The sequence below is a fragment of the Hymenobacter sp. ISL-91 genome, assembly GCF_018613725.1.
Lineage (GTDB): Bacteria > Bacteroidota > Bacteroidia > Cytophagales > Hymenobacteraceae > Hymenobacter.
Genome location: NZ_JAGGPS010000008.1, coordinates 46,435 through 69,660, shown reverse-complemented (window position 1 = coordinate 69,660; position 23,226 = coordinate 46,435). Strand labels below are relative to the sequence as shown.

Annotated in this window: 18 protein-coding genes; 13 read left to right on the top strand and 5 right to left on the bottom strand. The window is 59.5% G+C overall.

Going from position 1 to position 23,226, the window contains the following annotated elements:
- The first annotated feature begins 41 nt into the window (after positions 1-41).
- From J7E24_RS03910 to rnr, 5 genes are all read left to right on the top strand, one after another.
- Positions 42-2,465 (top strand): efflux RND transporter permease subunit, encoded by a 2,424-nt coding sequence (locus J7E24_RS03910; RefSeq protein ID WP_215135310.1) that lies wholly within the window; start codon positions 42-44, stop codon positions 2,463-2,465.
- 189 nt (positions 2,466-2,654) lie between these two features.
- Positions 2,655-6,146 (top strand): isoleucine--tRNA ligase, encoded by a 3,492-nt coding sequence (ileS, locus tag J7E24_RS03905; RefSeq protein WP_215135308.1) that lies wholly within the window; start codon positions 2,655-2,657, stop codon positions 6,144-6,146.
- Positions 6,147-6,409: 263 nt separating this feature from the next.
- The gene (locus J7E24_RS03900; RefSeq protein ID WP_215135306.1) at positions 6,410-7,069 is read left to right on the top strand and encodes a lipoprotein signal peptidase; all 660 of its coding nucleotides are present in this window, start codon (positions 6,410-6,412) and stop codon (positions 7,067-7,069) included.
- A gap of 191 nt (positions 7,070-7,260) precedes the next feature.
- On the top strand, positions 7,261-9,345 hold the full coding sequence (locus J7E24_RS03895) for an ABC transporter ATP-binding protein (RefSeq protein ID WP_215135304.1): 2,085 nt from the start codon (positions 7,261-7,263) through the stop codon (positions 9,343-9,345).
- 227 nt (positions 9,346-9,572) lie between these two features.
- Positions 9,573-12,215 carry a ribonuclease R gene (gene rnr / locus J7E24_RS03890; RefSeq protein ID WP_215135302.1) on the top strand — a complete coding sequence of 881 codons (2,643 nt, stop codon included), beginning with the start codon at positions 9,573-9,575 and terminating at the stop codon, positions 12,213-12,215.
- A 120-nt stretch (positions 12,216-12,335) separates the two neighbouring features.
- Here the strand turns inward: rnr and J7E24_RS03885 are convergent, their stop codons facing one another.
- On the bottom strand, positions 12,336-12,845 hold the full coding sequence (locus J7E24_RS03885; RefSeq protein WP_215135300.1) for an energy transducer TonB: 510 nt from the start codon (positions 12,843-12,845) through the stop codon (positions 12,336-12,338).
- A gap of 80 nt (positions 12,846-12,925) precedes the next feature.
- Between J7E24_RS03885 and J7E24_RS03880 the strand changes: the two genes are divergently transcribed.
- The 3 genes from J7E24_RS03880 to J7E24_RS03870 all read left to right on the top strand — a co-directional run bounded on the left by J7E24_RS03880 (position 12,926) and on the right by J7E24_RS03870 (position 15,165).
- Positions 12,926-13,897, top strand: coding sequence for a polyprenyl synthetase family protein (locus J7E24_RS03880; protein WP_215135298.1), 972 nt, complete (start codon positions 12,926-12,928; stop codon positions 13,895-13,897).
- Between the two features lie 243 nt (positions 13,898-14,140).
- Entirely contained in the window at positions 14,141-14,779 is a 639-nt protein-coding gene (locus J7E24_RS03875) for a rhomboid family intramembrane serine protease (protein WP_215135296.1), read from the top strand.
- Positions 14,780-14,877: 98 nt separating this feature from the next.
- Entirely contained in the window at positions 14,878-15,165 is a 288-nt protein-coding gene (locus tag J7E24_RS03870) for a PLD nuclease N-terminal domain-containing protein (protein ID WP_215135294.1), read from the top strand.
- 95 nt (positions 15,166-15,260) lie between these two features.
- Here the strand turns inward: J7E24_RS03870 and J7E24_RS03865 are convergent, their stop codons facing one another.
- Positions 15,261-15,884 (bottom strand): DUF2939 domain-containing protein, encoded by a 624-nt coding sequence (locus J7E24_RS03865; RefSeq protein ID WP_215135292.1) that lies wholly within the window; start codon positions 15,882-15,884, stop codon positions 15,261-15,263.
- Positions 15,885-15,935: 51 nt separating this feature from the next.
- Positions 15,936-16,766 (bottom strand): IS5 family transposase, encoded by an 831-nt coding sequence (locus tag J7E24_RS03860; RefSeq protein ID WP_215135291.1) that lies wholly within the window; start codon positions 16,764-16,766, stop codon positions 15,936-15,938.
- 190 nt (positions 16,767-16,956) lie between these two features.
- Between J7E24_RS03860 and J7E24_RS03855 the strand changes: the two genes are divergently transcribed.
- The 3 genes from J7E24_RS03855 to J7E24_RS03845 all read left to right on the top strand — a co-directional run bounded on the left by J7E24_RS03855 (position 16,957) and on the right by J7E24_RS03845 (position 19,292).
- The gene (locus J7E24_RS03855; RefSeq protein WP_215135289.1) at positions 16,957-17,796 is read left to right on the top strand and encodes a glycerophosphodiester phosphodiesterase family protein; all 840 of its coding nucleotides are present in this window, start codon (positions 16,957-16,959) and stop codon (positions 17,794-17,796) included.
- A 230-nt stretch (positions 17,797-18,026) separates the two neighbouring features.
- Positions 18,027-18,425 carry a helix-turn-helix domain-containing protein gene (locus J7E24_RS03850; RefSeq protein ID WP_215135287.1) on the top strand — a complete coding sequence of 133 codons (399 nt, stop codon included), beginning with the start codon at positions 18,027-18,029 and terminating at the stop codon, positions 18,423-18,425.
- A gap of 294 nt (positions 18,426-18,719) precedes the next feature.
- Positions 18,720-19,292, top strand: coding sequence for an acyl-CoA thioesterase (locus J7E24_RS03845; protein ID WP_251047007.1), 573 nt, complete (start codon positions 18,720-18,722; stop codon positions 19,290-19,292).
- Positions 19,293-19,625: 333 nt separating this feature from the next.
- Here J7E24_RS03845 and J7E24_RS03840 read toward each other — a convergent pair whose 3' ends face one another.
- The gene (locus J7E24_RS03840; protein ID WP_215135285.1) at positions 19,626-19,949 is read right to left on the bottom strand and encodes a DUF721 domain-containing protein; all 324 of its coding nucleotides are present in this window, start codon (positions 19,947-19,949) and stop codon (positions 19,626-19,628) included.
- Positions 19,950-20,015: 66 nt separating this feature from the next.
- A complete protein-coding gene (recF, locus tag J7E24_RS03835) occupies positions 20,016-21,131 on the bottom strand; it encodes a DNA replication/repair protein RecF (protein WP_215135283.1) in 1,116 nt (371 codons plus the stop codon).
- Positions 21,132-21,200: 69 nt separating this feature from the next.
- Between recF and pdhA the strand changes: the two genes are divergently transcribed.
- Both pdhA and J7E24_RS03825 read left to right on the top strand, forming a co-directional pair.
- Positions 21,201-22,376 carry a pyruvate dehydrogenase (acetyl-transferring) E1 component subunit alpha gene (gene pdhA, locus J7E24_RS03830; protein ID WP_215135281.1) on the top strand — a complete coding sequence of 392 codons (1,176 nt, stop codon included), beginning with the start codon at positions 21,201-21,203 and terminating at the stop codon, positions 22,374-22,376.
- Positions 22,377-22,430: 54 nt separating this feature from the next.
- Complete coding sequence (locus J7E24_RS03825) at positions 22,431-23,201, top strand: tetratricopeptide repeat protein (RefSeq protein WP_215135279.1); 771 nt, start codon at positions 22,431-22,433, stop codon at positions 23,199-23,201.
- Positions 23,202-23,226: the final 25 nt, after the last annotated feature.

The window sequence follows — 23,226 nt, the reverse complement described above, 5'->3', positions numbered from 1 at the left end:
CCTGAACCGGGTTGCGTACCTTTGCTGCATTTTAACGGTCTATGTGGCGGAATCTTGCCCTGTTTGTAATTAAGAACCGTAAGCTGCTGGTAGGGCTGCTGGCGGCCATTACCCTGTTTATGGCCTGGGAGGCGCGCAAGGTCGAAATGACCTATGATTTCGCCCAGGTAGTGGCGCCCGACGACCCGGACATGGTGTACTTCCAGCAGTTCAAGCGCCAGTTCGGCGAGGACGGCAACGTGCTCGTGCTGGGTATGCAGGACAGCTCGGTGTACCAGCTGGGCAAGTTCAACCAGCTGCGGCTGCTCACTGATACCTTGAGCAAGGTAGAGGGTGTAAATGGCGTACTGAGCGTGACGCGGCTGCCGCGGCTCGAAAAAGACACCGTCAACCGCACCTTCCGGGCCGTGCCCATTTTCCGCGGGCCGCCCCGCTCGCAGTCCGACCTCGACTCGCTGATGCGGGTAGTGAACGAGCAGCAGTTTTATAAGGGCCAACTGATTTCGCCCACTACCGGCGCCACGCTGCTGGCCCTCACCCTCGACCCCAAGTACCTCAATTCGAGCCGGCGAGAGGCCGTTATGGCCGAAATTCTGGCCCACGCCCACCGCTTCGAGAAGGATACTGAAATCCGGCTGCACTACGCCGGCCTGCCCTACGTGCGGGCCACGATGACGACCAAGGTAGCCTCGGAAATGAAGCTGTTTGTGGCCCTGACCATCGTGATGATGGCCCTGACGCTGCTCATGTTCTTCCGAACGTGGTCGGCGGTGGTGTTCCCGCTGCTGATTGTGCTGATTGTGGTAACCTGGTGCATCGGCTCCATGGTGCTGATGGGCTATAAAATCAACCTGCTTACGGGCCTGATTCCGAGCATTATCATCGTTATCGGCATTCCCAACTGCACCTACCTGCTCAGCCGCTACCACTACGACTACCGCAAATCGGGCAACCAGGTGCTGGCCATGACGCGCGTAGTGCGCAAAATCGGCCTCGTAACGCTGATGAACAACACCACCACGGCCATTGGCTTCGTGGTGTTCTGCTTCACCAACATTGCCATTCTGTTCCAGTTCGGGTTGGTGGCCACCATCAATATCTACGTCGCCTTTCTGGTGTCGTTTATTCTGATGCCCATCATCTTCACCGTGCTGCCGCCGCCCACGCCCAAGCAGCTGGACCACCTGGAGGCCAAGCCGCTCATCAAGCTGCTGGAGTTTTTCGACTACCTGGTGCTGGAGCGCCGCCGCACGGTATACCTGACCACGCTGGCACTGTCGGTGCTGGCCGCCGTGGGCGTGAGCAAGGTGCAGTCGGTGTCGTATATGGTGGACGATCTGCCCAAGGATTCATCGGTGAATTCCGACCTCAAGTTCTTTGAGCAGCATTTCAATGGCGTGATGCCGCTGGAAATTGTGGTGGACACTGGCAAAGCCAAAGGCCTGCTAAAACTCAAAAACCTGGAGCGCATCGACCGGCTCGAAAACTACCTGCGCACCCTGCCGGTGCTTACGAGCCCGGTGAGCGTGGTGACGGCCCTGAAGGCCTCGAATCAGGCCTTTTACAACGGCAGCCCCGAGTTTTACCGCCTGCCGGATAACTCCGAGAAAAACTACATCTTCAGCTACCTGGCCCGCTCGCAAAGCCAGCCCGGGGCCGAGGGCAACCTCACCGGCAAGCTGCTCCGCTCGTTCACCGACTCGACGATGCGCGAGGCCCGCATCTCGCTCAAAATTGCCGACATCGGCTCGCAGAACCTCGATACGCTGCTCACCAACAAGATACGGCCCCAAATTGACAAGATTTTCAAGGATACCGACCTCACCGCCCGCCTTACCGGCACCACTATCATCTTCACCAAGGGCAACGAGTTCCTGATCGGAACGCTTAAGAACAGCCTGCTGCACGCCTTTATTCTAGTGGGCCTAGTAGTGCTGATTCTGTTTCGCTCGGTGCGCTCGGTGTTTTTTGCCCTGCTGCCCAACTTCTTCACCCTGCTGCTCACGGGCGGTATTATGGGCTACTTCGGCATCCCGCTCAAGCCCAGCACGGCCCTTATTTTCAGTATTGCGCTGGGTATCGATGGCGACAACTCCATCCATCTGCTGGCCAAGTTCCGGCAGGAAATGGCCAGTAACGGCCGCCGGGTACGGGCTGCCATCAGCACCACCCTCAGCGAGGCCGGCACCAGCATGATTTACACCAGCATTGTGCTGTTTCTGGGCTTTTCGGTGTTTGCCTTCTCGGAGTTCGGCGGCACCAAGGCCCTGGGCCTGCTCATGTCGGCCAGCCTGCTCATCACCAACTTCTCCAACCTGATTCTGCTGCCCTGCCTGCTCGTTACCTTCGAGCACGGGGCCGACGAAACCACCATTGACCAGTCGGCCATTAAGCACTACGACGACAACTACCACGCCGAGGACGACGAACTGGAACTGGATTTGGGACGGATGCGGAAGAGTTAGTCGTCTTCTTCTAGCCTCTAGTCGCCTCACCCCCTAGCCCCCTCTCCGAAAAAGGAGAGGGGGGAACTAGTCTAAAAATTGAATTCGAATTCTAGCGCTAGCTCGTTGCACCTATATCTAGTTCCCCCTCTCCCCCTGGAGAGGGGGCTAGGGGGTGAGGCGACTAGAGGCTAAATAGCTCAACATAAAATGTCCTACCCCGAATACAAGCAGCCGCTCAATTACGGCCAGGTTGGCACCGATATCCTGGCGTGGTGGAAGCAGAACAGCATCTTTGAGAAGAGTGTGAGCAGCCGTGAAGGCCAGCCCACGTTCGTGTTTTACGAGGGACCACCCTCGGCCAATGGCGCCCCCGGCATCCACCACGTAATGGCCCGGACGGTGAAGGACATCTTCTGCCGCTACCAGACGCTGCTGGGCAAGCAGGTGCCCCGCAAGGGCGGCTGGGACACCCATGGCCTGCCCATCGAGCTGCAGGTGGAAAAGGAGCTGGGCATCACCAAGGAGGATATCGGCAAGAAAATCAGCATCGAGGAGTACAACCAGCGCTGCCGCGAAACCGTGATGCGCTTCAAGGCGCAGTGGGACGACTTGACCGAGAAGATGGGCTATTGGGTGGACCTCGACGACCCCTACATCACCTTCGAGCCCAAGTACATCGAAAGCTGCTGGGCGCTGCTCAAGAAGCTCTACGACAAAGGCCTGCTCTACAAGGGCTACACCATCCAGCCCTACTCGCCGGCCGCCGGCACCGGCCTCTCCTCGCACGAACTGAACCAGCCCGGCACGTATCGGGATGTGAAAGACACGACGGTAGTGGCCCAGTTCAAGGTGGTGCGGGATGCGGCGTCGGAAAAAGCAAATTTGTTTCCCTCCACTAATTCCTATAAGCCAGATACTTTCATTTTGGCTTGGACAACTACGCCTTGGACGCTACCCGCTAACACGGGTTTGGCTGTTGGTAAGAGCATTACTTACGAGCTAATAAGGACAATCAATCCTTATACACTTCAGCCCATCTTGGTTGTTGCAGCCCAGAACTTGGTTAAAAAACTGTTTGGCTGGGATGACTTTTTGATTGAAAAAAAGAGTCTTTCAACTGCCTTGCAGGGAGTGTTAGAAACTTGGTTGGAAAACCTTAATCCTGAAACATTACTGTCTGCTTCAGACGAGGATAAAAAAGAGCTTTCTAAATTCATCAACAGAGGGAGAATACCTTATTCTGTTCAGGGAAATATTAAAGGGGCCGACCTCGTCGGCATCCGCTACGAGCGGCTCTTCGGTCACGAAACTGGTTTCCCTGCCTTCGAGGGCGAGGAAAATGCCTTCCGCGTGATTCCCGGCGACTTTGTGACGACCGAGGACGGTACCGGCATCGTGCACATCTCGCCCACGTTTGGCGCCGACGACTTCCGGGTGGCCCAGCAGAACGGTATTCCGGCCCTGCTGCTGGCCGACGCCGAGGGCAAGCTCGGCCCCATCGTGGACCGCACCGGCCGCTACGTGGCCCAGATGGGCGAATTCGGCGGCCGCTGGGTGAAGAACTACGACGGCCACGACCAGAGCGGCGCCGACTACAAAACCCTCGACGAAAGCATTGCCATCCGCATGAAAGGCGACGGCACGGCCTTCAAAGTGGAGAAGTACGAGCACACCTACCCGCACTGCTGGCGCACCGACAAGCCCGTCCTCTACTACCCGCTCGACTCGTGGTTTATCAAAACCACGGCGGTGAAAGACCGGCTCATCGAGCTCAATAAAACCATCAATTGGCAGCCCGCCAGCACCGGCACCGGCCGCTTCGGCAACTGGCTCGAAAACCTCGTGGACTGGAACCTGAGCCGCTCGCGCTACTGGGGCACGCCGCTGCCCATCTGGCGCACCCAGGACGGCTCGGAGGAAATCTGCATCGGCAGCATCGAGCAGATGAAGCAGGAGATTGACAAGGCCGTAGCGGCCGAAATCATGACCCACAACCCCTACGCCAACGGCGAAAAGGTGGACCTGCACCGGCCCTACGTGGACGATATTTTCCTGGTGAGCCCCAGCGGCCAGCCCATGTACCGCGAGCCGGACCTGATTGACGTCTGGTTCGACAGCGGCGCCATGCCCTACGCCCAGTGGCACTATCCGCTCGAAAACAGCGAGAAATTCCACCAGAATTTCCCGGCCGATTTCATTGCCGAAGGCGTGGACCAGACCCGCGGCTGGTTCTTCACGCTGCACGCGCTGGCTGTGATGCTGGAAGACTCGGTGGCCTACAAGAACGTGATGGCCAACGGCCTGGTACTGGACAAGAACGGCAACAAGATGAGCAAGCGCCTCGGCAACGCCGTCGACCCGTTTGCCACCATCGCCCAGTACGGTCCCGACGCCACGCGCTGGTACATGATTGCCAACGCCCAGCCCTGGGACAACCTCAAATTCGACCTCAACGGCATCACGGAGGTGCAGCGCCGCTTCTTCGGCACGCTGTTCAACACTTACTCGTTCTACGCCCTCTACGCCAACCTCGACGGCTTCCGGCCGGGCCAGAAACCGCGCGTGCCGCACGCCGAGCTGGGCGAGCTGGACCGTTGGGTGCTGAGCAAGCTGCAGTCCTTGATTCAGGAAGTGCGCGGCCACTACGACGCCTACGACCCCACCAAGGCCGCCCGCGCCATCCAGGATTTCGTCACCGACCAGCTCTCCAACTGGCACGTGCGCCTCTCGCGCCGGCGGTTCTGGAAGGGCGAGCTGACCACCGACAAGCGCGCCGCCTACGAAACGCTGCAGGAGTGCCTCGAAGTGGTGGCCCAGCTTATGTCGCCCATCGCACCATTTTTTGCCGAGTGGTTGTATCAGAACTTGAATTCTGGAAGTCAGTCCACCGACAAGCCGGAATCCATCCACCTGACGCTGCTGGTGCAGGCCGATGAGGCCCGCATCGACAAGGCGCTGGAGGAGCGCATGGAGCTGGCCCAGCGCATTTCCTCGCTCACCCACTCGCTCCGCAAGAAGTCGGTGCTGAAGGTGCGCCAGCCGCTGCAGCGCATCTTGGTGCCGGTGCTGAATGACCGTACCCGCGAACAGGTGGGCAAAGTGGAAGACCTGATTTGCGCCGAGGTGAACGTGAAGCACGTGGAGTTCCTCGACGATACCAGCGGCGTGCTGGTGAAGTCGGTGAAGCCCAACTTCAAGCGCCTCGGCCAGCAGTACGGCCCCAAGCTGAAGGTAGTAGGTGCCCGCATTCAGCAGATGACGGCCCCGGAAATCAGCCAGCTGGAGAAGGAGGGAAGCCTGACGGTGGATATCGACGGCGAAACCTACACCCTGGCCCCCGACGACGTGGAAATCCGCACCGACGACCTGCCCGGCTGGCTCGTGGCCACCGACGGCCCCCTCACGGTAGCCCTCGACGTGACCCTGACCGATGAGTTGCGCCAGGAAGGCGTGGCCCGCGAGCTGGTGAACCGCCTTCAGAACCTGCGCAAAGACAGCGGCCTGGAAGTGCAGGACAAAATCCGCGTAATCCTAGGCCGGCAGCCCGAGCTGGAAGCCGCCGTGCAGCGTTTCGGCGACTACATCCGCGAGGAAATCCAGGCCTTGAGTCTCGATTTTGCGGCCGATGTGAACGGTGATTCCGTGCTCGAATTCGACGACTACCAGGTGCCCGTGCAGTTGCAGGTGGCAACTGCCTGAGACTGAAGCGCCAACCGCCGGCCCCAAACCGGCGGTTGGCACACCGGCGCATAAAGCCCGGAGTCGGCCCCGAAATCCGGCTCAAAAGGGCACAAACCGACCACCAGAACATATACCGCCGGGCAGACAGCCGGGCTCCGAGGCCACGGGACTAAGTCTAAAAATCTTCGTCCCTTTGTGCTACGAGAGGAGGGAGGGAACAACGCTGACAGCCTGTCAGAGCGAAGTCTCACTTCTCACATCTAACCTCTCAGTTCTAAAAAATGAAGTACTGGAAATACTACCTCGTGGCCTTGCTCGTCATCGTCATCGACCAGCTCTCGAAATGGGCCGTGCACCGCTACATGCCCATGGGCATGGCCGGCGAAATCCCCGTGTTCGGCGACTGGTTCAAGCTGCACTACACGCTCAATCCGGGCATGGCGTTCGGCGTGGAGCTGCCCGAGCCCTTCGGCAAGATGTTCCTGACGCTGTTCCGGCTGGTGGCCGTAACGGGCATTGCCTACTACATTTACCGCCTCTGGAAGCAGCACGCGCCCAACGCCCTCATTATCTGCATCTCGCTGATTCTGGGCGGCGCCATCGGCAACCTCATCGACTCGATTTTCTACGGCGTCATTTACAACAACGCGCCCTTTGGGGCACCCACGCCCTGGCTGCACGGGCAGGTGATTGACATGCTCTACGTGGACATCTACGAAGGCATCCTGCCCTCCACCTGGCCGCTGGTGGGCGGTTCGCACCTCTCGCTCTGGCCCATTTTCAACATTGCCGATGCCGCCATTTTCGTGGGCGTGGCCCTGATTCTGCTGTTTCAGAACCGCTTCTACGGTCAGCATTTCGAAGCCGCCGAAGCCGAGGAGCGCGCTGCCAAAGAAGCCACCCAGGCCCGCCGCGACGCGGAGGCTTCGGGCGTAGCGTAGGTTTCGGTTGCCAGTTGGATTGAGGGTTGACCAAATCCGCCTGTCATCCTGACGAAGGAAGGACCTTATCACCTTGAAATGAGTCGTTATTGCGACCTTTCTTGCGGGATAAGGTCCTTCCTTCGTCAGGATGACAGACGTTTTCGTTCCTTCACTACTCACTACTCACTACTCACTACTCACTACTCCCTATGCCCATCCTCTCCGTCCGCGACCTGACCATCGACTTCCACAGCCACCGCGGCAACACGCGGGCCGTGGAGGGCATTACGTTTGACCTGCACCGGGGCGAGACGCTGGCTATTGTGGGCGAGTCGGGTTCGGGAAAGTCGGTTACCTCGCTGGCTTTGATGGGGCTGGTGCCCATGCCGCCCGGCCGGGTGGCGGCAGGGGAGGCCCGGTTTCAGAGTGCGGCGCTGGGCGACGTGGATTTGCTCACCCTGAGCGACGAGCAGCTGCGGCAGGTCCGCGGCAACGACATTGGGATGATTTTTCAGGAGCCCATGACCTCGCTGAACCCGGTGTACCACTGCGGCCCCCAGGTGGTGGAGGCTCTGCGCCTGCACACCAGCTTAACCGAGCAGGAGGCCCGTGCCCGCACCGTCGAGCTGTTCACGATGGCCCGGCTGCCCCGGCCCGAGAAAATCTTCGCCAGCTACCCCCACGAAATCAGCGGGGGCCAGAAGCAGCGCGTGATGATTGCCATGGCCATGGCCTGCAACCCTGCCCTGCTCATCGCCGACGAGCCCACCACGGCTCTCGACGTAACCGTGCAGGCGCAGGTGCTACGCCTGATTGACGAGCTACGCCGGGAGCACGATACGGCCGTCATCTTCATCACCCACGACCTGGGCGTAGTAGCCGAAATAGCCGACCGTATTCTGGTCATGTACCGCGGCCGCGTGGTGGAACAGGGCCCGGTGCTCGACATCTTCACCAACCCCCAGCACCCCTACACCAAGGGCCTGCTGGCCTGCCGCCCAAAACTTTCGGTAGGCCGCAAAAAACTTCCCGTAGTAGCCGATTTCATGCGTGAAACAGCTGATGGGGGCTTTATTGCCACTGAAACCGATACGGCGCAAGTGCTTGAGGCTGAAATGGCTGCTGAAACGGGAGTAGTACATGCCAGCGGAACCGATACTACCAAAATGTTCCCCGTGGAACATTCTGTTTCACGACCCGAAACCCCGCATTTTGGCCTCGAATCGGCGCCCTCGGCCGAATCGGGCCTGCCGTTACCGCTCACTTCCGACCCGCTGGCGGCGGCTTCTCAGTCAGACCAAGCGGACCTTATGCCGCCGGCTTCCCAAAGCTTAAGCCATGGGCTAAACGGCACCTCGCACGATAGCGAGGGGGAAGCAAGCAGGGGAGAGGCAGCTGCAAAGGAGGCTCCTGAAACTGCCGCTACTACTACGGCGCACTCCATAGCCTCTAGAGCTCTAGGCTCCGCAGCACCTCTTCTTCAGGTCGAAAACCTGCAGGTATACTTCCCGATTCGCAAAGGGTTTTTCAATCGGAAGCCGGAGTTTGTGCGGGCCGTGGATGGGGTGAGCTTCGCCATTTACCCCGGCGAAACCGTGGGGCTGGTGGGCGAATCGGGCTGCGGTAAAACCACGCTGGGCCGGGCGCTGCTGCGGCTGGTGGAACCAACCGGGGGCCGCATCCTGTTTGGCAACGACGATTGGGCCACGCTGCCGGCTGAGGCCCTGCGGCGGCGGCGGCGCGATTTTCAGATGGTGTTCCAGGACCCCTACGCCGCCCTCAACCCTATGCTGACAGTGGGCGAGGCCATCTGGGAGCCTATGCGGGTGCACGGGGTAGGCGGCAGCGGCGAGCAGCAAAAGGCCCGAGTGCTGGAGCTGCTGCGCACGGTGGGCCTGCGCGAGGAGCACTTCCAGCGCTACCCCCACGAGTTCAGCGGCGGCCAGCGCCAGCGCATCTGCATTGCCCGAGCCCTGGCCCTGCAACCTAAGTGCATCATCTGCGACGAGTCGGTTTCGGCCCTCGACGTGTCGGTGCAGGCGCAGGTCCTCAACCTGCTCAACGACCTCAAACGCGAGTTCGGCATCACCTATCTATTTATCACCCACGACTTGTCGGTGGCCCGGTTTATGAGCGACCGGCTGCTGGTGATGCGCCAGGGGCAAATTGTAGAAAGCGGCCCCGCCGCCGATATCTACGCCAACCCCCAGCACGAGTACACCCGGCAACTGCTGGCCGCCATCCCGCGCGATTCGCCGGCCGATATCCGCGCCGCCGTGGCCAGCCGAGCGTAGAAGCACGCAAGATGCTTCGTCCCTGGCTTGATGCGCCACATGCTCTGCATGACGTTTACTTACCCCCGCCAACCCTGATATAGTTATTCTCCGTTATATTCCGTACTATCTTTCGAAGCCGGCTTAGCCGCTTCCCTTTTCATTTTCCCGGAGGCAATCAATCGACTGCCTCCACCCAATTCAACCTCTGCCGCCTGAGAAAACGACAATACCGGCGGCCCGATTCCATGAAACAACCCTCCCCATCGGCCCCCCGCGCCTCCCGCGCGAAGGCCCCTGCCCCCGAGTCCGCCGCCGCCGCGGCCCCCATCAGCCAGGACCAGATTATGCGGATTTTCCGCGACAACCCCGGCAAGGTGCTCACGTATCGGCAGCTCTCGCGCCGCCTTGGCGTAACCACCAAGGACCAGCGCGAGGTGGTGTTTGCCCACCTGCGCGAGCTGCGCCAGCAAAACCAGCTGCTCCTGATTCAGAACGACGAGTACCGCCTGACCGACGAAGCGCAGGCGGCACTGGCCGCTGCCCCTAAAGGCCGTCGGAAGGGGGCCAGGAAAGACGAAACCGAGGAAGCAGCCGAAGCTCCTACAACGCCCGTTGCCGAACCCGGCGAATTGCCCCCTGGCAAAAAGCTACCCCGCGGTGGCCGGGTAGTGGAAAGCGAATTTGGTCAGGACCCCGTGGTGCACCGCCGCCGCGAGGCCGGCTTCGACTTTGCCGATGCCGACGACCCGCAGGCCCCGCGCCGCCGCCGCGAGAGCGGGGGCGACACCATTGTGGGCACCGTGGCGCTGGCCACCGAAAAGTATGCCTTCGTGATTAGCGAGGAGACGGAAAACGACGTGCGCGTGTTTACCGACCGCCTGCGCTTTGCCATGCAGGGCGACACCGTGCGCCTGCGCCTGCGCGGCTCCCGCGACGGCCGCCCCGTGGGCGACGTGGTGGAGGTGCTCGACCGCAAGCGCCCCGAGGTGGTGGGCCGCCTCCAGATTCGCGACCATGCAGCCTTCGTGAAGGCCGACAACCGCAAGCTGTACTTCGATGTGTATGTGAGCCAGGACGACCTGAACGGTGCCGAGCACGGCGACAAAGTACTGGTGCACGTCACCGAGTTCCCCGAGGACGGCTCCGACCGCTCGCCGGCCGGCGTGGTGGTGCGCACCTTCGGGCAGGCCGGTGGCAACGAAGCCGAAATCAACGCCATCATGGCCGAGTTCGGGTTGCCGTTTGAGTTCCCGGCCGAGGTGGAAGCCGAGGCCCAGGCCATGTCCGACACGATTGCGCCCGAGGAAATTGCCCGCCGCCGCGACTTCCGCCACATCACCACGTTCACCATCGACCCAGCCGACGCCAAGGACTTTGATGATGCCCTGTCCATTCAGCAGCTCGAAAACGGACGCTGGGAAATAGGGGTGCACATTGCCGACGTAACCCACTATGTGAAGCTCGATACGGCCCTCGAAAACGAGGCCCGCAGCCGCGCCACCTCGGTGTACCTCGTGGACCGCGTGATTCCGATGCTGCCCGAGCACCTGAGTAACGGCCTCTGTTCGCTCCGGCCCAACGAGGACAAGCTGACGTTTTCGGCCGTGTTCGAACTCGATGAAAATGGCAAGCTGTACTCTACCTGGCTGGGCAAAACCGTCATTCACTCCGACCGCCGCTTCGCCTACGAGGATGCCCAGGAGCGGATTGAGGGCCTGGAATCGGACTACACCCAGGAGGTGCAGCTGATGAACCGCATTGCCAAAAAGCTGTGCGCGGCCCGCTTCAAGCAGGGCGCTATCAGCTTCGAAACGCAGGAGGTGAAGTTCCGCCTCGATGAGGACGGCAAGCCGTTGGGCGTGTACGTGAAGGAGCGCAAGGACGCCCACAAGATGATTGAGGAGTTCATGCTGCTGGCCAACCGCAAGGTGGCCGAGTTCGTCTTCAAGCTGAAGAAAACCAAGCCGCGCTTCACAATGGTGTACCGGGTGCACGACTCGCCCGACCCCGAGCGTCTGCAGAACTTCGCGTTGTTTGCCAAGAAATTCGGCTACCACCTGGAGCTGAAAGATGTGCAGAAGCTGAGCACCGAACTCAACGACCTGAACGTGGAAGTGGTAGGCCGTCCCGAGCAGAACGTGCTCCAGACGCTGGCCATCCGGACCATGGCCAAGGCCACCTACACCACCGACCCGCGCGGGCACTTCGGCCTGGCCTTCGAGCACTACTCGCACTTCACTTCGCCCATCCGCCGCTACCCCGACATGATGGCCCACCGCCTGTTGGAGCACTACCTCGAAGGGGGCAAGAACGTGGAAGTAGAGCCGATTGAGGAGGAGTGCAAGCACTCGTCGGAGCGCGAGAAACTGGCTGCCAGCGCCGAGCGGGCCAGCATCAAGTTCAAGCAGGTCGAGTTCCTGCAGGACCACATCGGCGAGCAGTTCACCGGCGTGGTGTCGGGCCTTACCGAGTGGGGCATGTACGTGGAAATTGCCGAGAACAAGTGCGAGGGCATGATTCGCATCAGCGACATTCCCGGCGACTTCTTCGAGCTCGACAAGGATAACTACCGCCTTGTAGGCCAGCGCAGCAAGCGCATCATCCAGTTCGGCGACGAGTTGCAGGTGGAGGTGAAGGCCGTGAACCTGCTCGACCGCACCATTGATTTTGCGCTGGTAGACGACCGCCCCGACGAGGTGAAGCAGCGCGAGCAGCAGGAGCGCCGCGACAACGGCGGCGGCAGTGGCCGCTCCCCCCGGGGCAGCAGCCGCGGTGGCAAATCGGGTGGTGGCGGTGGCCGGGCCGATGGCAAGAACAGCAGCAACAGCGCCAGCAGCCGGAGCGAGCGCAAAGGCAGCAAGGGCGGCGGGGGCAAGCGCCGTCGGTAGCGGCCGAACCCACCTGTCATCCTGAGCATCGCGAAGGACCTTATCACGCCAGAACGACGGTTCGTTTTAGCGTGGTAAGGTCCTTCCTTCGTCAGGATGACAGGTGTGCGGGCGCGGTGGCTACCGAAACGCTACCGGCACCGTCAGCACCATATCGACGGGCTGCCCGCCGCGCTTGCCCGGCGAAAAGGAGGCAGGCAGCCGGCTAACTGCCGCTACGGCTGCGGCATCGTAGGCCGGGTTTAGGCTCCGGCCCGGCACTACCCCGATGCCCGATAAGGCCCCTGACGCCAATACCGTGAACCGCACCAGCACCGACCCGCGCTGCCGGGGGCCACCGGGCCGTTTTAGGTTCCTGCTGATGGCTGCGTACATCGCCTGCGCCCCGCCCAGAAACATCGGCATCACCTCCGCCACCAGATACCCGCCACTGGTCAGGGCCACCGAATCGCGAAGCACCCGGACTGCTGCGGCCGGTTTGGGAGCAGCCGGCGGGCCGCTGGTTTTGCGGGGCAGCGGCGCTATGGGGTCGGGTGGGCGCGCATCCCAGCGGTTGTAAGAGTTCTGGGCTACGGCCACTGTCGGGAGTAGCAGCCAAACAAGCAGCAGGGGCAGGGGTTGAGTTCTCATGCCAGGGAAGATACGAAGTTGGGCGGAGCACCGCTTCCCGCAACCCGCCGTACCTTTCCCTGCTCAATCTGAATCCTTGCATGGACCTTTCTTTCTTCACTGCTAAACTCACGGCTGGCCTCACCGACCTGCGCTACGGGCAGGAGCCGACGAGCCTCTACGAGCCCATCCGCTACATTATGGGCCTTGGGGGCAAGCGCATCCGGCCGGTGCTGGCCCTTATGGGTGCCCACCTGTTCACCGACGAGCTCGATGCCGTGGTGCGGCCCGCGCTGGCCACCGAAGTCTTCCACAACTTCACCCTGCTGCACGACGACCTGATGGACCAGGCCCCGCTGCGCCGCGGCCAGCCCACAGTGCACGAAAAGTGGAACCCCAACGTAGCCATTCTGAGCGGCGACGTGATGCTGGTGCGGGCCTACGAACTGCTGTTTGATGTGCCTGCCCCGCTACTGGCGCCGCTGCTGCGCCGGTTCTCCCAAACCGCCGCCGAAGTCTGCGAGGGCCAGCAGTGGGACATGGAGTTCGAAACCCGCACCGACATTACGATTGCCCAGTACCTGGACATGATCCGGCTGAAAACGGCCGTGCTGCTGGGCTTCGCGCTGGAGCTGGGCGCCCGGCTCGGCGGCGCTTCCGAAGAAGATGCCGACCACCTGCGCCAGTTTGGTGTGGACGTTGGCCTGGCTTTCCAGTTGCGCGACGACTTGCTGGATGTGTACGGCGACGCGGCCACCTTTGGCAAGCGTGTGGGCGGCGACATTCTGGCCGATAAAAAGACCTTCCTGCTGCTCACCGCTCAGGCTCAGGCCAGCCCCGCCCAGCAGGCCACGTTGTCCCAACACGTTGGCCAGCCGGTATCGGACGAGGAAAGTAAAATCCGGGCCGTGCGCGCTATCTACGACGAGCTCGAAATACGCCTCCAGACCGAAGCGCTTATCAACGACTACTTCGTAGACGCCCTGCAGCACCTGGAGCGCGTGGCGGCCCCCGAAACGCGCAAAAAGCCCCTGCACCAGTTGGCCCTGCAGCTGCTGGAGCGCGAGCAGTAGCAGTAAACAGCTGAGCAACGGTAACGGGATAAAGCACGTGTCATGCTGAGCGCAGCGCAGCGGAGTCGAAGCATCTCTACCGCAATGCTAATCCCATCGTCGGATTACCATTGCAACGAAGCGGTAGAGATGCTTCGGCTTCGCCTCCGGCTGCGCTCAGCATGACACGTTTTTTACCCCTCACCGTTCTTTTCCAACCCTCCAATCCATCAAATTCTCTCCCATCACCCCTTACTCCCCTGAATGGAAATTTCCGCCACCCTGGTGCTGGCCGTTATTACGGTCGGCATTTCTCTTTATGCCTGGTCAAATCCCGACTTTCTGGAAAGCTGGATTATGGAGCCTTACCGGATGAAGCGCCAGAACGACTGGTACCGCTTCCTCACCTCGGGCTTCCTGCACGCCGACTTCACGCACCTGCTGTTTAATATGATTGCCTTCTACTCGTTCAGTCGGGTAGTCGAAACCATTTTCGGGTATGCCTTCGGGCCTACGGCGGGGCTGCTGTGGTACCTGCTGCTATATCTGGGCGGTATCGTGGTTTCCAGCGTGCCTACTTACCTGCGCCACCGCGACGACCCCAACTACCGCTCGCTCGGGGCCTCGGGCGGCGTGTCGGCGGTGGTGTTTTCGGCCATCCTGTTCAACCCGGCGGCTGGTCTCTACATCTTCCCCATCCCCTTCGAAATCCCGGGCTTCATTTTTGGCCTCCTATATCTGGGCTATTCCTACTACATGGGCCAGCGCCAGGGCGACAACATCAACCACGATGCCCACTTCTACGGTGCCCTCTATGGAGTTGTGCTCACGTTGGTGCTTATTCCGCGGGCGGCCAGCATTTTTCTGGAACAGATTCAATTGTATGTAGGTAAGTACTTGTAAATCAGCTTATTAAGTATATTCATAGGCGATTTTAAATATCTATTTTGAGTTCAATGCGTAAAGGAGGCATATCTCTCTAATCCTAACCTTTCCCTGCCATGAACGCCATCAACACGCTCACCAAACGTCTGCCCGGTGCCGGCCTACTTCTCTCGCTGCTCTCGGTTTCGCTGCTCACCTCCTGTAGCCGCTTCAACAACGACGGTAGCCTGGCTACTTGGGGCTACATCATCCTGGCCCTCGACGTATTCGTTCTTTTCGATATCTTCCGTCAGAACTGGGGAATTGGCAAGAAAATCCTGTGGGCGGCCATTGTGTTCTTCTTCCCGCTGGGAGGTCTGATTCTCTATTTCCTGTTCGCAGGTCGTGGCAAATCCAGCACCTAAACAGCCCGGTTATTTATCAGCCAACAACAGAAAGCCCCGCTGTACTTCGGTACGGCGGGGCTTTTTGTTGGAAGTTCTGTTGGGGTAGGCAGTACTTACTTGCCTCCTACCAGCCGGCGTTTTTCCATACGCGCCACATGTTGCAAAATGGCACCGGTGTTCGTGATTTCAGTGGCCTGCCAGTAGTCGCCGCGTTTGCGCATTTGCACCTCCAACACCATAGTGGTATCGTAGCGGGGCTGCGTAAACTCCAGGCCCACCAGTGCCTGCTCACCTTCCTCACGCGAGTAGGCAATGCCCTGAAACTTGCTGTTCTCGCCCACCACCTTGCCGGCCAGTCCCAGCATCGACACGTTCACCAGCCGGTTGGGCGCGGCGGCTGCGGCGGCCTCTACCGAGCCGGTTTCAATGTATCGTTGCACCTCCTTTCGGGCTGCCTGGGTTAGCTGGGGCTTCAGCAGACGCAGGGCTCCGGTCATGGCCATGCCGCCGGGGTTCAACACGCCCAGGGCCGAGCCGTTTTTGGCTACCTCATCCACCAGGCTGCCCGTAACGCTGTTCACATCCACGTACCGCTCAAAGGTGGCCGGATCATGGTCGTTGATGGCCTTGTACGCCTGCATGAGCGAGTACTCGGGCGCGGTGCGCACCTTGTAGTAGTAGAGGTAGGCGCCAATGCCCACGGCCGCGAGTATTAGCAGGATGAGGAGCTTTTTCATGGGTTGCAGAGATGAAGCAATAAGGGAAATGAAGATTGAGAAAGAAGCTGTTTAGGAAGTAGAAGATGGGGCAATTTTGCGCAACAACAATACGGTGAAGGCCAACCAGTGCATGGCCAGCCAGTTTTGCAAGCTGGTTTCGTAGCGCACGAGCAGGGTCTTGAAGCCGTCAAGCCAGGCGTTGAGGCGCTCAATGACCAGGCGTCGGCGGTAGAGTTCGGGGTCGAGCGGCGTGTCGTCGTCGGTCTGCCAGTCGGCCGAGCGTCGGTTGCGCGGGATGTTGGCCTCGATACCACGGCCCGCGCAGGCCTGCCGCAACCTGTTGACATCAAAAGCTTTGTCGGCGTTTAGAAATAAGCCATCCAGGCGCAGGTTGGCCGCTTCGAGCAGCGCACAGAGTTCGGCAAACACGCGCTCCAAGTCAAACGTGTCATGCTGATTGCCCGCCTGGGGCGTGGCCACGGCCAGCGGCATGCCTTGGTTATCAGCCAGGAAAAGGGCATTGGTCGTGCGGGCTGCTTTGCGGCCCTGGTAGCCGATGGCCGCCCCGCCGTTCTTAGCCGGCGTGTGGCTGCCGTCGAGTTGGATGCTGGATAAGTCAAGCAGGCGCCGATGCAGACGCAAGCTGTTGAGCCAGATAGTTTTCCAGACCCCTTGCTTGCCCCATGTGTTGAAGTGGTAGTAGACGCCCTGCCAGCTTAGCGGCTCGCCGGTAAACAAGGCTTTTACGGGCAGCCAGCGCCACTGGCAGCCTGTTTTGAGCTTGTAGCAGATGGCGCCCACCACCTCAGCCGGGTCGACGGTTGCGCGACGGCCACCAGTACGGGCCGGCAACAAGGGCAGTATCCAGCGGGTAATTATATCTTTGCTCAAGACTTCCATGAGGGAGGGAAAGGAGATGGGTCGCACCTCAAATTTCCCGCTTTTGTGGGAGTCTTTTCTGTTTTGCGCCTGACTGACTACTTCCTAAACAGCTTCAAAGTAAAAATAGGCCGATTTACTTACGCCGAAGCGCGGGCTGCGTAAGCAACTGGGCCAGCCGCGCTGGGCGGTTGGTGCTATGTTTTCGCCTATGCTATTGCCTTCGTCCGGGCATTTTCCCGAAGTTCATGGCCACCGCGGCTGCCGGGGACTACGGCCCGAGAATACGCTGCCTGCCTTTCGCGAAGCATTGCGGCTAGGAGTTGATGCTGTGGAGCTGGATGTAGTGGTTTCGGCCGACCGGCAGGTGGTGGTTTCGCACGAGCCCTGGATGTCCGCCGCCATCTGCCGGCTGCCTTCCGGTGAACCCATTGTGCCCGCTGAAGCCCACCAGCACAACCTCTACCAGATGCCCTATGCCCGCATCCGGGAGTACGACTGCGGCCTGACGCGCCACCCTGGTTTTCCGGAGCAGCAACCCACGCAGGCCGCTAAGCCCTTGCTACGCGAAGTGGTAGCCGACCTCGAAAACCTGGCCCGGCAGCTGGGCCGTGGCCCGGTGAAATACAGTGTTGAAATCAAAAGCGAGCCGGCCCACGACGGCCTGTTTCAGCCCCCGCCCGCCCAATTGCTGGCGTTGGTTTTGGCCGAACTGCAGATGCTGCAAATCATGCCTCGCACCACGCTGCTCTGCTTCGATAAACGCATCCTGCAGCTAGCCCGCGCTGCAGTACCCACGCTACCCTTGTGCCTGCTCATCGAAGACGCTCTGCCGCTGGCCGAACATCTGGCGGCGTTGGGTTTTACGCCAGCCGTAGTTGGTCCCGACTTCCGGCTACTGACCCCTACGCTGGCCGCAGAACTGACCGGACGGCAAATCCGACTGGTACCCTGGACCGTGAACGAGCCGACCGACTTACGGACTGTACTGGCGCTGAATCCCTGGGGTATCACCACCGACTATCCTGATCGGCTACTGGCACTTCGCTAGTGTTTTGTGCCAGAGGGGAGCATACTCACTTATAGCTGTGGCGTTACAATTATGTGTAACGTACCATGTGTAACACAAAAATGTGTCCGCGTATAGTGTGTCTGTAAGCTGTAACACAGTGCACTTTTGTTAAACTGTATCATTATATCAGCATAACATATTCGTACGCTTTGGTAACGCAGATTGTATTGTACATATTTACATCCTGAACTCCTTTACACCCGTTATCTATGCCACACCAGGGCGAAATATTGCAGGATGCTATTAAAAACAGTGGAATATCTATTACACGGATAGTAGACGACCTGGGTATTACACGTCCGACAATGTATCGCAAGTTCAAGGAACGCGAACTTGATTACACCTTTGTAAAACGAGTAGGTGAAATTATCGGACATGACTTTAGTAACGACTTTACGATTGCAGAACAAACTGATATATCCTTTAGTGTAACACCTTCTGCAAGAAATGTAACAAATGTGTCCGATAGTAGTGTTCCATCGCGCACGGCAGTTACAACAGTTGCTGGTGCCGATAGTCTAAAAGACCTTATGCTGCTTCAGCAGAAGTATATCGCCTTACTGGAGGCGTACAATGAGCTGTTATTGAAAGTGTACGGCCCGAAGTAAAACAGAAGTGTTCCACGTGAAACATATCTGTTGCGCGTCCCTTGCGCACCCATGATACAATACAGAATAAGCAAGGCACTGGTATGCCTTGTGCGGCGTACCCGCCACGGAGTACAGCTGTCCATTTGTGTTCGTTTGATTGGTTCAGTTAGGCGCGGGCAGGCTTGTTGAAATCAGCAAGTGGGGGCTAAATAGCTATACAGTGAACAAGGCCGGACAGGGTGGGAGAGAAGCCGGGCAGCATGGTGGAAGCACTAGCTTTGTACAACTTCAGTCCGTTTAACCTGCCGCCTCATGCCCCCATTTGTACTCCCCGAATACCGCCCTGTTTCCTACTCGCGCGTCACGCTCACCGAGCTGATGATACCGTCGTATGCCAATTTCGGAGGTAAGATTCATGGCGGTATTTTACTCTCCCTAATGGATAAAGTGGCCTACGCCGCCGCCTCCAAACACGCCGGTACCTACTGTGTAACCGTGAGCGTAGATGGAGTGAATTTCATGCAGCCGGTGGAAGTAGGCGAGTTGGTTTCGCTGCTGGCCTCCGTCAATTATGTAGGCCGCACTTCGCTGCTGGTAGGTATTAAGGTAACGGCCGAAGATGTGCGCACCGGCCTGATGAAACATACCAACACGAGCTACTTTACCATGGTGGCTAAAAACGAAGGCGGCCAGCCTACACAGGTGCCGGGCCTGGAACTGGAAACCCGCGACGATGTGCGCCGCTTCCAGGAAGCCATCAAGCGGCGGCAGTTTCAGCAGCAGTACCGCGAACAGTTTGATAATGCCCGCACCAGCTTAGCCGTCGATGACCAGATGGCGCTGCTGGATGGGGAGCGTTGCCGCATTGTCTACCACAGCAGTTGAGCCGCTACGGCGTAGCAGAAGGGGAGAAGCAGGGTTGCGCTAAGGAGCCGTTTGGTTCTAGTATTGTGCAACTCCTGATCCTGCTCATAAGCGTGGCACCTGTAGCTGGTCCTGCTGACGATAGGTGTGCCTCGCTACAGCATATACATTATGGCACGGGGAGCCATCAGCCATCTGAAGAGGGGAGAGCGAAAGTGCCGGCGTGGCAGGGGATATAGCAGCAGACGAATGCCGTATATAGCTTCCTTATCGGCTGGGGTAGCCGTGCATCAGTTGTAAGGCAGTGCGGTGGAGAAATGGGCGCTGTGAAGCAAGCAGGCCTCTGTAACCCGGCTACAGGAAAACTACCTCTTTGATGATGTCCTCGCCAACCTCGGCGTTGAGGTTGGCCAGCACTTTGGTCTTGGCCATTACCAGTTCATGCTTGAGCGGCGCAGAGGAGAGGCGCACGAACAGCTTGTTGTTGCTCACGTAGAGCTGCTGGGTTTTCAGGGCCACGGCCTTGCCCATCACCTTCTCCCAGCTGGCCACCACCGTCACCTCGTTCAGCTTGCCCTGCAGCCGGTAAGCACGCAGCATAGACGTGATACTGTCTTTGAGCGAGACAATGTCGGCCTTGCGGGAATTTTCGGGGGCGTAGGGTTTTTTAATGGCCATTTCTGTAAGTTAACGCGCGAAGAAACGCCCCGCTGCCTAACGCAACAAAGATACCCTGCCCCCCGGCTACAACCGCGTTACGGTGCCGGCATCTACCCGGAACCGGCGGATATCTTCCGACAGCTCGGCTAACACCCGGTCGGTGCGTTCCAGATGCGTATCGGTCAGGAAAATCTGGCCGAAGGTATGGTCGGCTACCAGCTGCATGAGGCGCGTGATGCGCTTCTCATCAAGACGGTCAAAAATGTCGTCGAGCAGCAACAGCGGCTTCTGGTGCTGGCGCTCGGCCAGCAGTTCAAACTGGGCCAGCTTGAGGGCAATAACAAATGACTTCTGCTGGCCCTGCGAGCCGTAGCCTTTCACCGGCTTCTCATCCATCAGGAAAGTGAAGTCGTCGCGGTGGGGGCCAATGGTGGTGCGCTGCAACGTCAGGTCGCGGCGTTCCTGCAGCCGTAGCAGCTTCCCAAAGTCGGCACCTGGCAGCTCGCTCTTATATAGTAGCGTGACCTGCTCCTGGCCATCGGCGAGCTGGGCGTAATGGCGCTGGAAGAGCGGTTCGAACCCGACCAGAAACTCCTGCCGGCGCTGTACCAGCTGCTCGCCCAGCGGGGCCAGTTGCTTGTCAATTGTTAGCAGGTAGTCACGGTCGTAGCCAGCCTGGCGGTCGGCGGCCAGCTTGAGCAGGGCATTGCGCTGCTTGAGCAGCTGGGTGTACCGAATGAGCAGCTCCAGGTACTCATGGTCGAGCTGCGACATAAGGCTGTCGAAGTGCTTGCGCCGCTCCTCACTGCCCTGCCGAATCAGGTCGGTATCGTAGGGCGAGATGAGCACAACCGGATAGCGCCCAATATGGTCGGACACCCGCTCATAGGCTTGCTTGTCGTGGGTGACGCTTTTCTTCTGGCCCACCCGCAGGCTGCACTGGATGGTTTCGGCCGGGGCTTCGTCAGGCCGACCCCCAAACCGGCCCCGCACCACAAAAAACTCCTCCCCCTGCCGGATGCTCTGGGCATCGGCCTGCGTGAAGGCACTCTTAGTCAGCGAGAGGTAATGGATGGCGTCGAGCAGGTTGGTTTTTCCACTGCCATTGTCGCCGATAAAGCAATTGATGTGCGGGGAAAAGGCAAGCTGGGCTTCTTCGTAATTCTTGAAGAAGAGCAGATGAAGGTTCTCCAGATTCATGCGCGGGGTTCGGACATTGCCATCCTTTTACGTACTTTCGCCTCCCAAACGCGAACAATCGAAACTAAGATGGCGGAGACGAAAGTACAGGCTACGGCTAAGGCTTCCAATTCGGCGAAGAAAACGTCGGCAACCAAAGCACCTGCTAAAGGCAAGGCCAAGGTGGAAACCGCTCAGCAGCCCCAGAACGTGAAGACGGCAGCAAACAAAGAAGCCAAGGCCGCTACCGATGCGCCCAAGGCCTCGTCGCCGGCTACTGCCGAATACTCAAAGGAAACCTACCTGACCTGGTATGAGCAGATGGTGCTCATGCGTAAGTTCGAGGAGAAGGCCGGCCAGCTCTACGGCCAGCAGAAGATCAAAGGTTTCTGTCACCTCTATATCGGTCAGGAGGCCTGCGTAGCCGGTACAGTCTCGGCCCTGACCAAGGACGACAAGCACATTACGGCTTACCGCGACCATGCTCACCCGCTGGCCCTGGGCACCTCGCCCAACGCTATTATGGCCGAGCTGTATGCTAAAGCCACCGGCTGCTCGAAGGGCAAGGGTGGTTCGATGCACATTTTCGATAAGGAAGTAAACTTCATCGGTGGCCACGGCATTGTGGGCGCGCAGGTACCTATGGGAGCCGGCATTGCCTTCGCCGAGAAATACAACAAAACCGGCAACGTGTGCGTCTGCTCGATGGGCGACGGTGCCGTGCGCCAGGGTGCCCTGCACGAGGCCTTCAACATGGCTATGCTCTGGAAGCTGCCGATTATCTTCGTGATTGAGAACAACGGTTATGCTATGGGCACCTCGGTGCAGCGCACCTCCAACGTTACGGAGCTGTATACGCTGGGCGAGTCGTACGACATGCCCTCCGAGCCGGTGAATGCCATGAACGTGGAGGAAGTGCACGAGGCCGTATCCCGCGCTGCCGAGCGGGCCCGCGCCGGCGAAGGCCCCACGCTGCTGGAGTTCAAAACCTACCGTTACAAGGGACACTCGATGAGCGACCCGGCCAAGTACCGCACCAAGGATGAGCTGGAGGACTACCGCTCGCGCGACTCCATTGAAGCGGTGCGCCACACCATCCTCACGCACAACATGGCCACGGAGGCCGACCTGGAAGCCATCGACGAGAAGGTGAAGGCGCAGGTGCAGGAGTCGGTGGAGTTTGCCGAGAAGTCGGACTACCCGACGGCCGACGAGCTTTACCACGACGTGTACGTGCAGCAGGACTACCCATACATCCGCGACTAAGCAACCGGACGATTTTCCGGCCGCATCCAGCGGCCCCTTTTTCGAGCAACTTCCATGTCCAAGATTCCTTTTACGGGTAAAAGCCAGCAGAACCGCCCGCAGCGTGTGGTTAGCACCGACCCGCTCGCCCCTGCGCAAGCCTACAACCCCGAGCACCCGCTGATGGAAGACCCCAACGCGCTGGCTATGCGGCTGGTGGAGTCGGAGGACTTTGTGCGCCGCAACAAAAACGTGCTGTTGGGCCTGCTGGCCGTAGTGGTGCTGGCTGTAGCGGGTGGCTTCGGCTACTACATGTGGCGCAACTCGCAGAACGAGAAAGGGCAGGCAGCCATGTTCCAGGCAGTGAGCTACTGGGAAGCCGACTCGTTGCAGAAGTCGCTGAAAGGTGACGGCCGCAATTTGGGTCTGGAGCGTGTGGCTTCGGAATATGGCGGGTCTGATGCCGGCAACCTGGCCAGCTTCTACGCCGGTGTGGCTGCCCTCAAGCAAGGCCAGTACAAGGCCGCCATCGACTACCTCGAAGATTTCAGCGCCGACGATTACCTAGTGCAGGCTCGTGCCTACTCGCTGATTGGCGATGCCCACCTGGAGCTCAACCAGCCCAAGGAAGCTGCCGACTACTACAATAAGGCCGCCAACTACAACGCCAACGAATACTTCTCGCCCGCTTACCTGCTCAAGGAAGGTACGGCCCGCGAAGTAGCCAAGGATTACGCCGGCGCCATCACGGCCTACGACAAAATCCTGACCGCCTACCCCGCTGCCGCCGAAGCCAACGAAGCCAAGCAGTACAAGTCGCGCGCCGAAGGTTTGAGTGGTAAGTAGGTTCTTTTGAGCTGAGAGCTATTAG

What these genes read in the sequence shown, in the direction of transcription:
- J7E24_RS03910 (WP_215135310.1), top strand. Translation starts at nt 42, where the DNA reads ATGTGGCGGAATCTTGCCCTGTTTGTAATTAAGAACCGTAAGCTGCTG.
- ileS (WP_215135308.1), top strand. Translation starts at nt 2,655, where the DNA reads ATGTCCTACCCCGAATACAAGCAGCCGCTCAATTACGGCCAGGTTGGC.
- J7E24_RS03900 (WP_215135306.1), top strand. Translation starts at nt 6,410, where the DNA reads ATGAAGTACTGGAAATACTACCTCGTGGCCTTGCTCGTCATCGTCATC.
- J7E24_RS03895 (WP_215135304.1), top strand. Translation starts at nt 7,261, where the DNA reads ATGCCCATCCTCTCCGTCCGCGACCTGACCATCGACTTCCACAGCCAC.
- rnr (WP_215135302.1), top strand. Translation starts at nt 9,573, where the DNA reads ATGAAACAACCCTCCCCATCGGCCCCCCGCGCCTCCCGCGCGAAGGCC.
- J7E24_RS03885 (WP_215135300.1), bottom strand. Translation starts at nt 12,845, where the DNA reads ATGAGAACTCAACCCCTGCCCCTGCTGCTTGTTTGGCTGCTACTCCCG.
- J7E24_RS03880 (WP_215135298.1), top strand. Translation starts at nt 12,926, where the DNA reads ATGGACCTTTCTTTCTTCACTGCTAAACTCACGGCTGGCCTCACCGAC.
- J7E24_RS03875 (WP_215135296.1), top strand. Translation starts at nt 14,141, where the DNA reads ATGGAAATTTCCGCCACCCTGGTGCTGGCCGTTATTACGGTCGGCATT.
- J7E24_RS03870 (WP_215135294.1), top strand. Translation starts at nt 14,878, where the DNA reads ATGAACGCCATCAACACGCTCACCAAACGTCTGCCCGGTGCCGGCCTA.
- J7E24_RS03865 (WP_215135292.1), bottom strand. Translation starts at nt 15,884, where the DNA reads ATGAAAAAGCTCCTCATCCTGCTAATACTCGCGGCCGTGGGCATTGGC.
- J7E24_RS03860 (WP_215135291.1), bottom strand. Translation starts at nt 16,766, where the DNA reads ATGGAAGTCTTGAGCAAAGATATAATTACCCGCTGGATACTGCCCTTG.
- J7E24_RS03855 (WP_215135289.1), top strand. Translation starts at nt 16,957, where the DNA reads ATGCTATTGCCTTCGTCCGGGCATTTTCCCGAAGTTCATGGCCACCGC.
- J7E24_RS03850 (WP_215135287.1), top strand. Translation starts at nt 18,027, where the DNA reads ATGCCACACCAGGGCGAAATATTGCAGGATGCTATTAAAAACAGTGGA.
- J7E24_RS03845 (WP_251047007.1), top strand. Translation starts at nt 18,720, where the DNA reads ATGCCCCCATTTGTACTCCCCGAATACCGCCCTGTTTCCTACTCGCGC.
- J7E24_RS03840 (WP_215135285.1), bottom strand. Translation starts at nt 19,949, where the DNA reads ATGGCCATTAAAAAACCCTACGCCCCCGAAAATTCCCGCAAGGCCGAC.
- recF (WP_215135283.1), bottom strand. Translation starts at nt 21,131, where the DNA reads ATGAATCTGGAGAACCTTCATCTGCTCTTCTTCAAGAATTACGAAGAA.
- pdhA (WP_215135281.1), top strand. Translation starts at nt 21,201, where the DNA reads ATGGCGGAGACGAAAGTACAGGCTACGGCTAAGGCTTCCAATTCGGCG.
- J7E24_RS03825 (WP_215135279.1), top strand. Translation starts at nt 22,431, where the DNA reads ATGTCCAAGATTCCTTTTACGGGTAAAAGCCAGCAGAACCGCCCGCAG.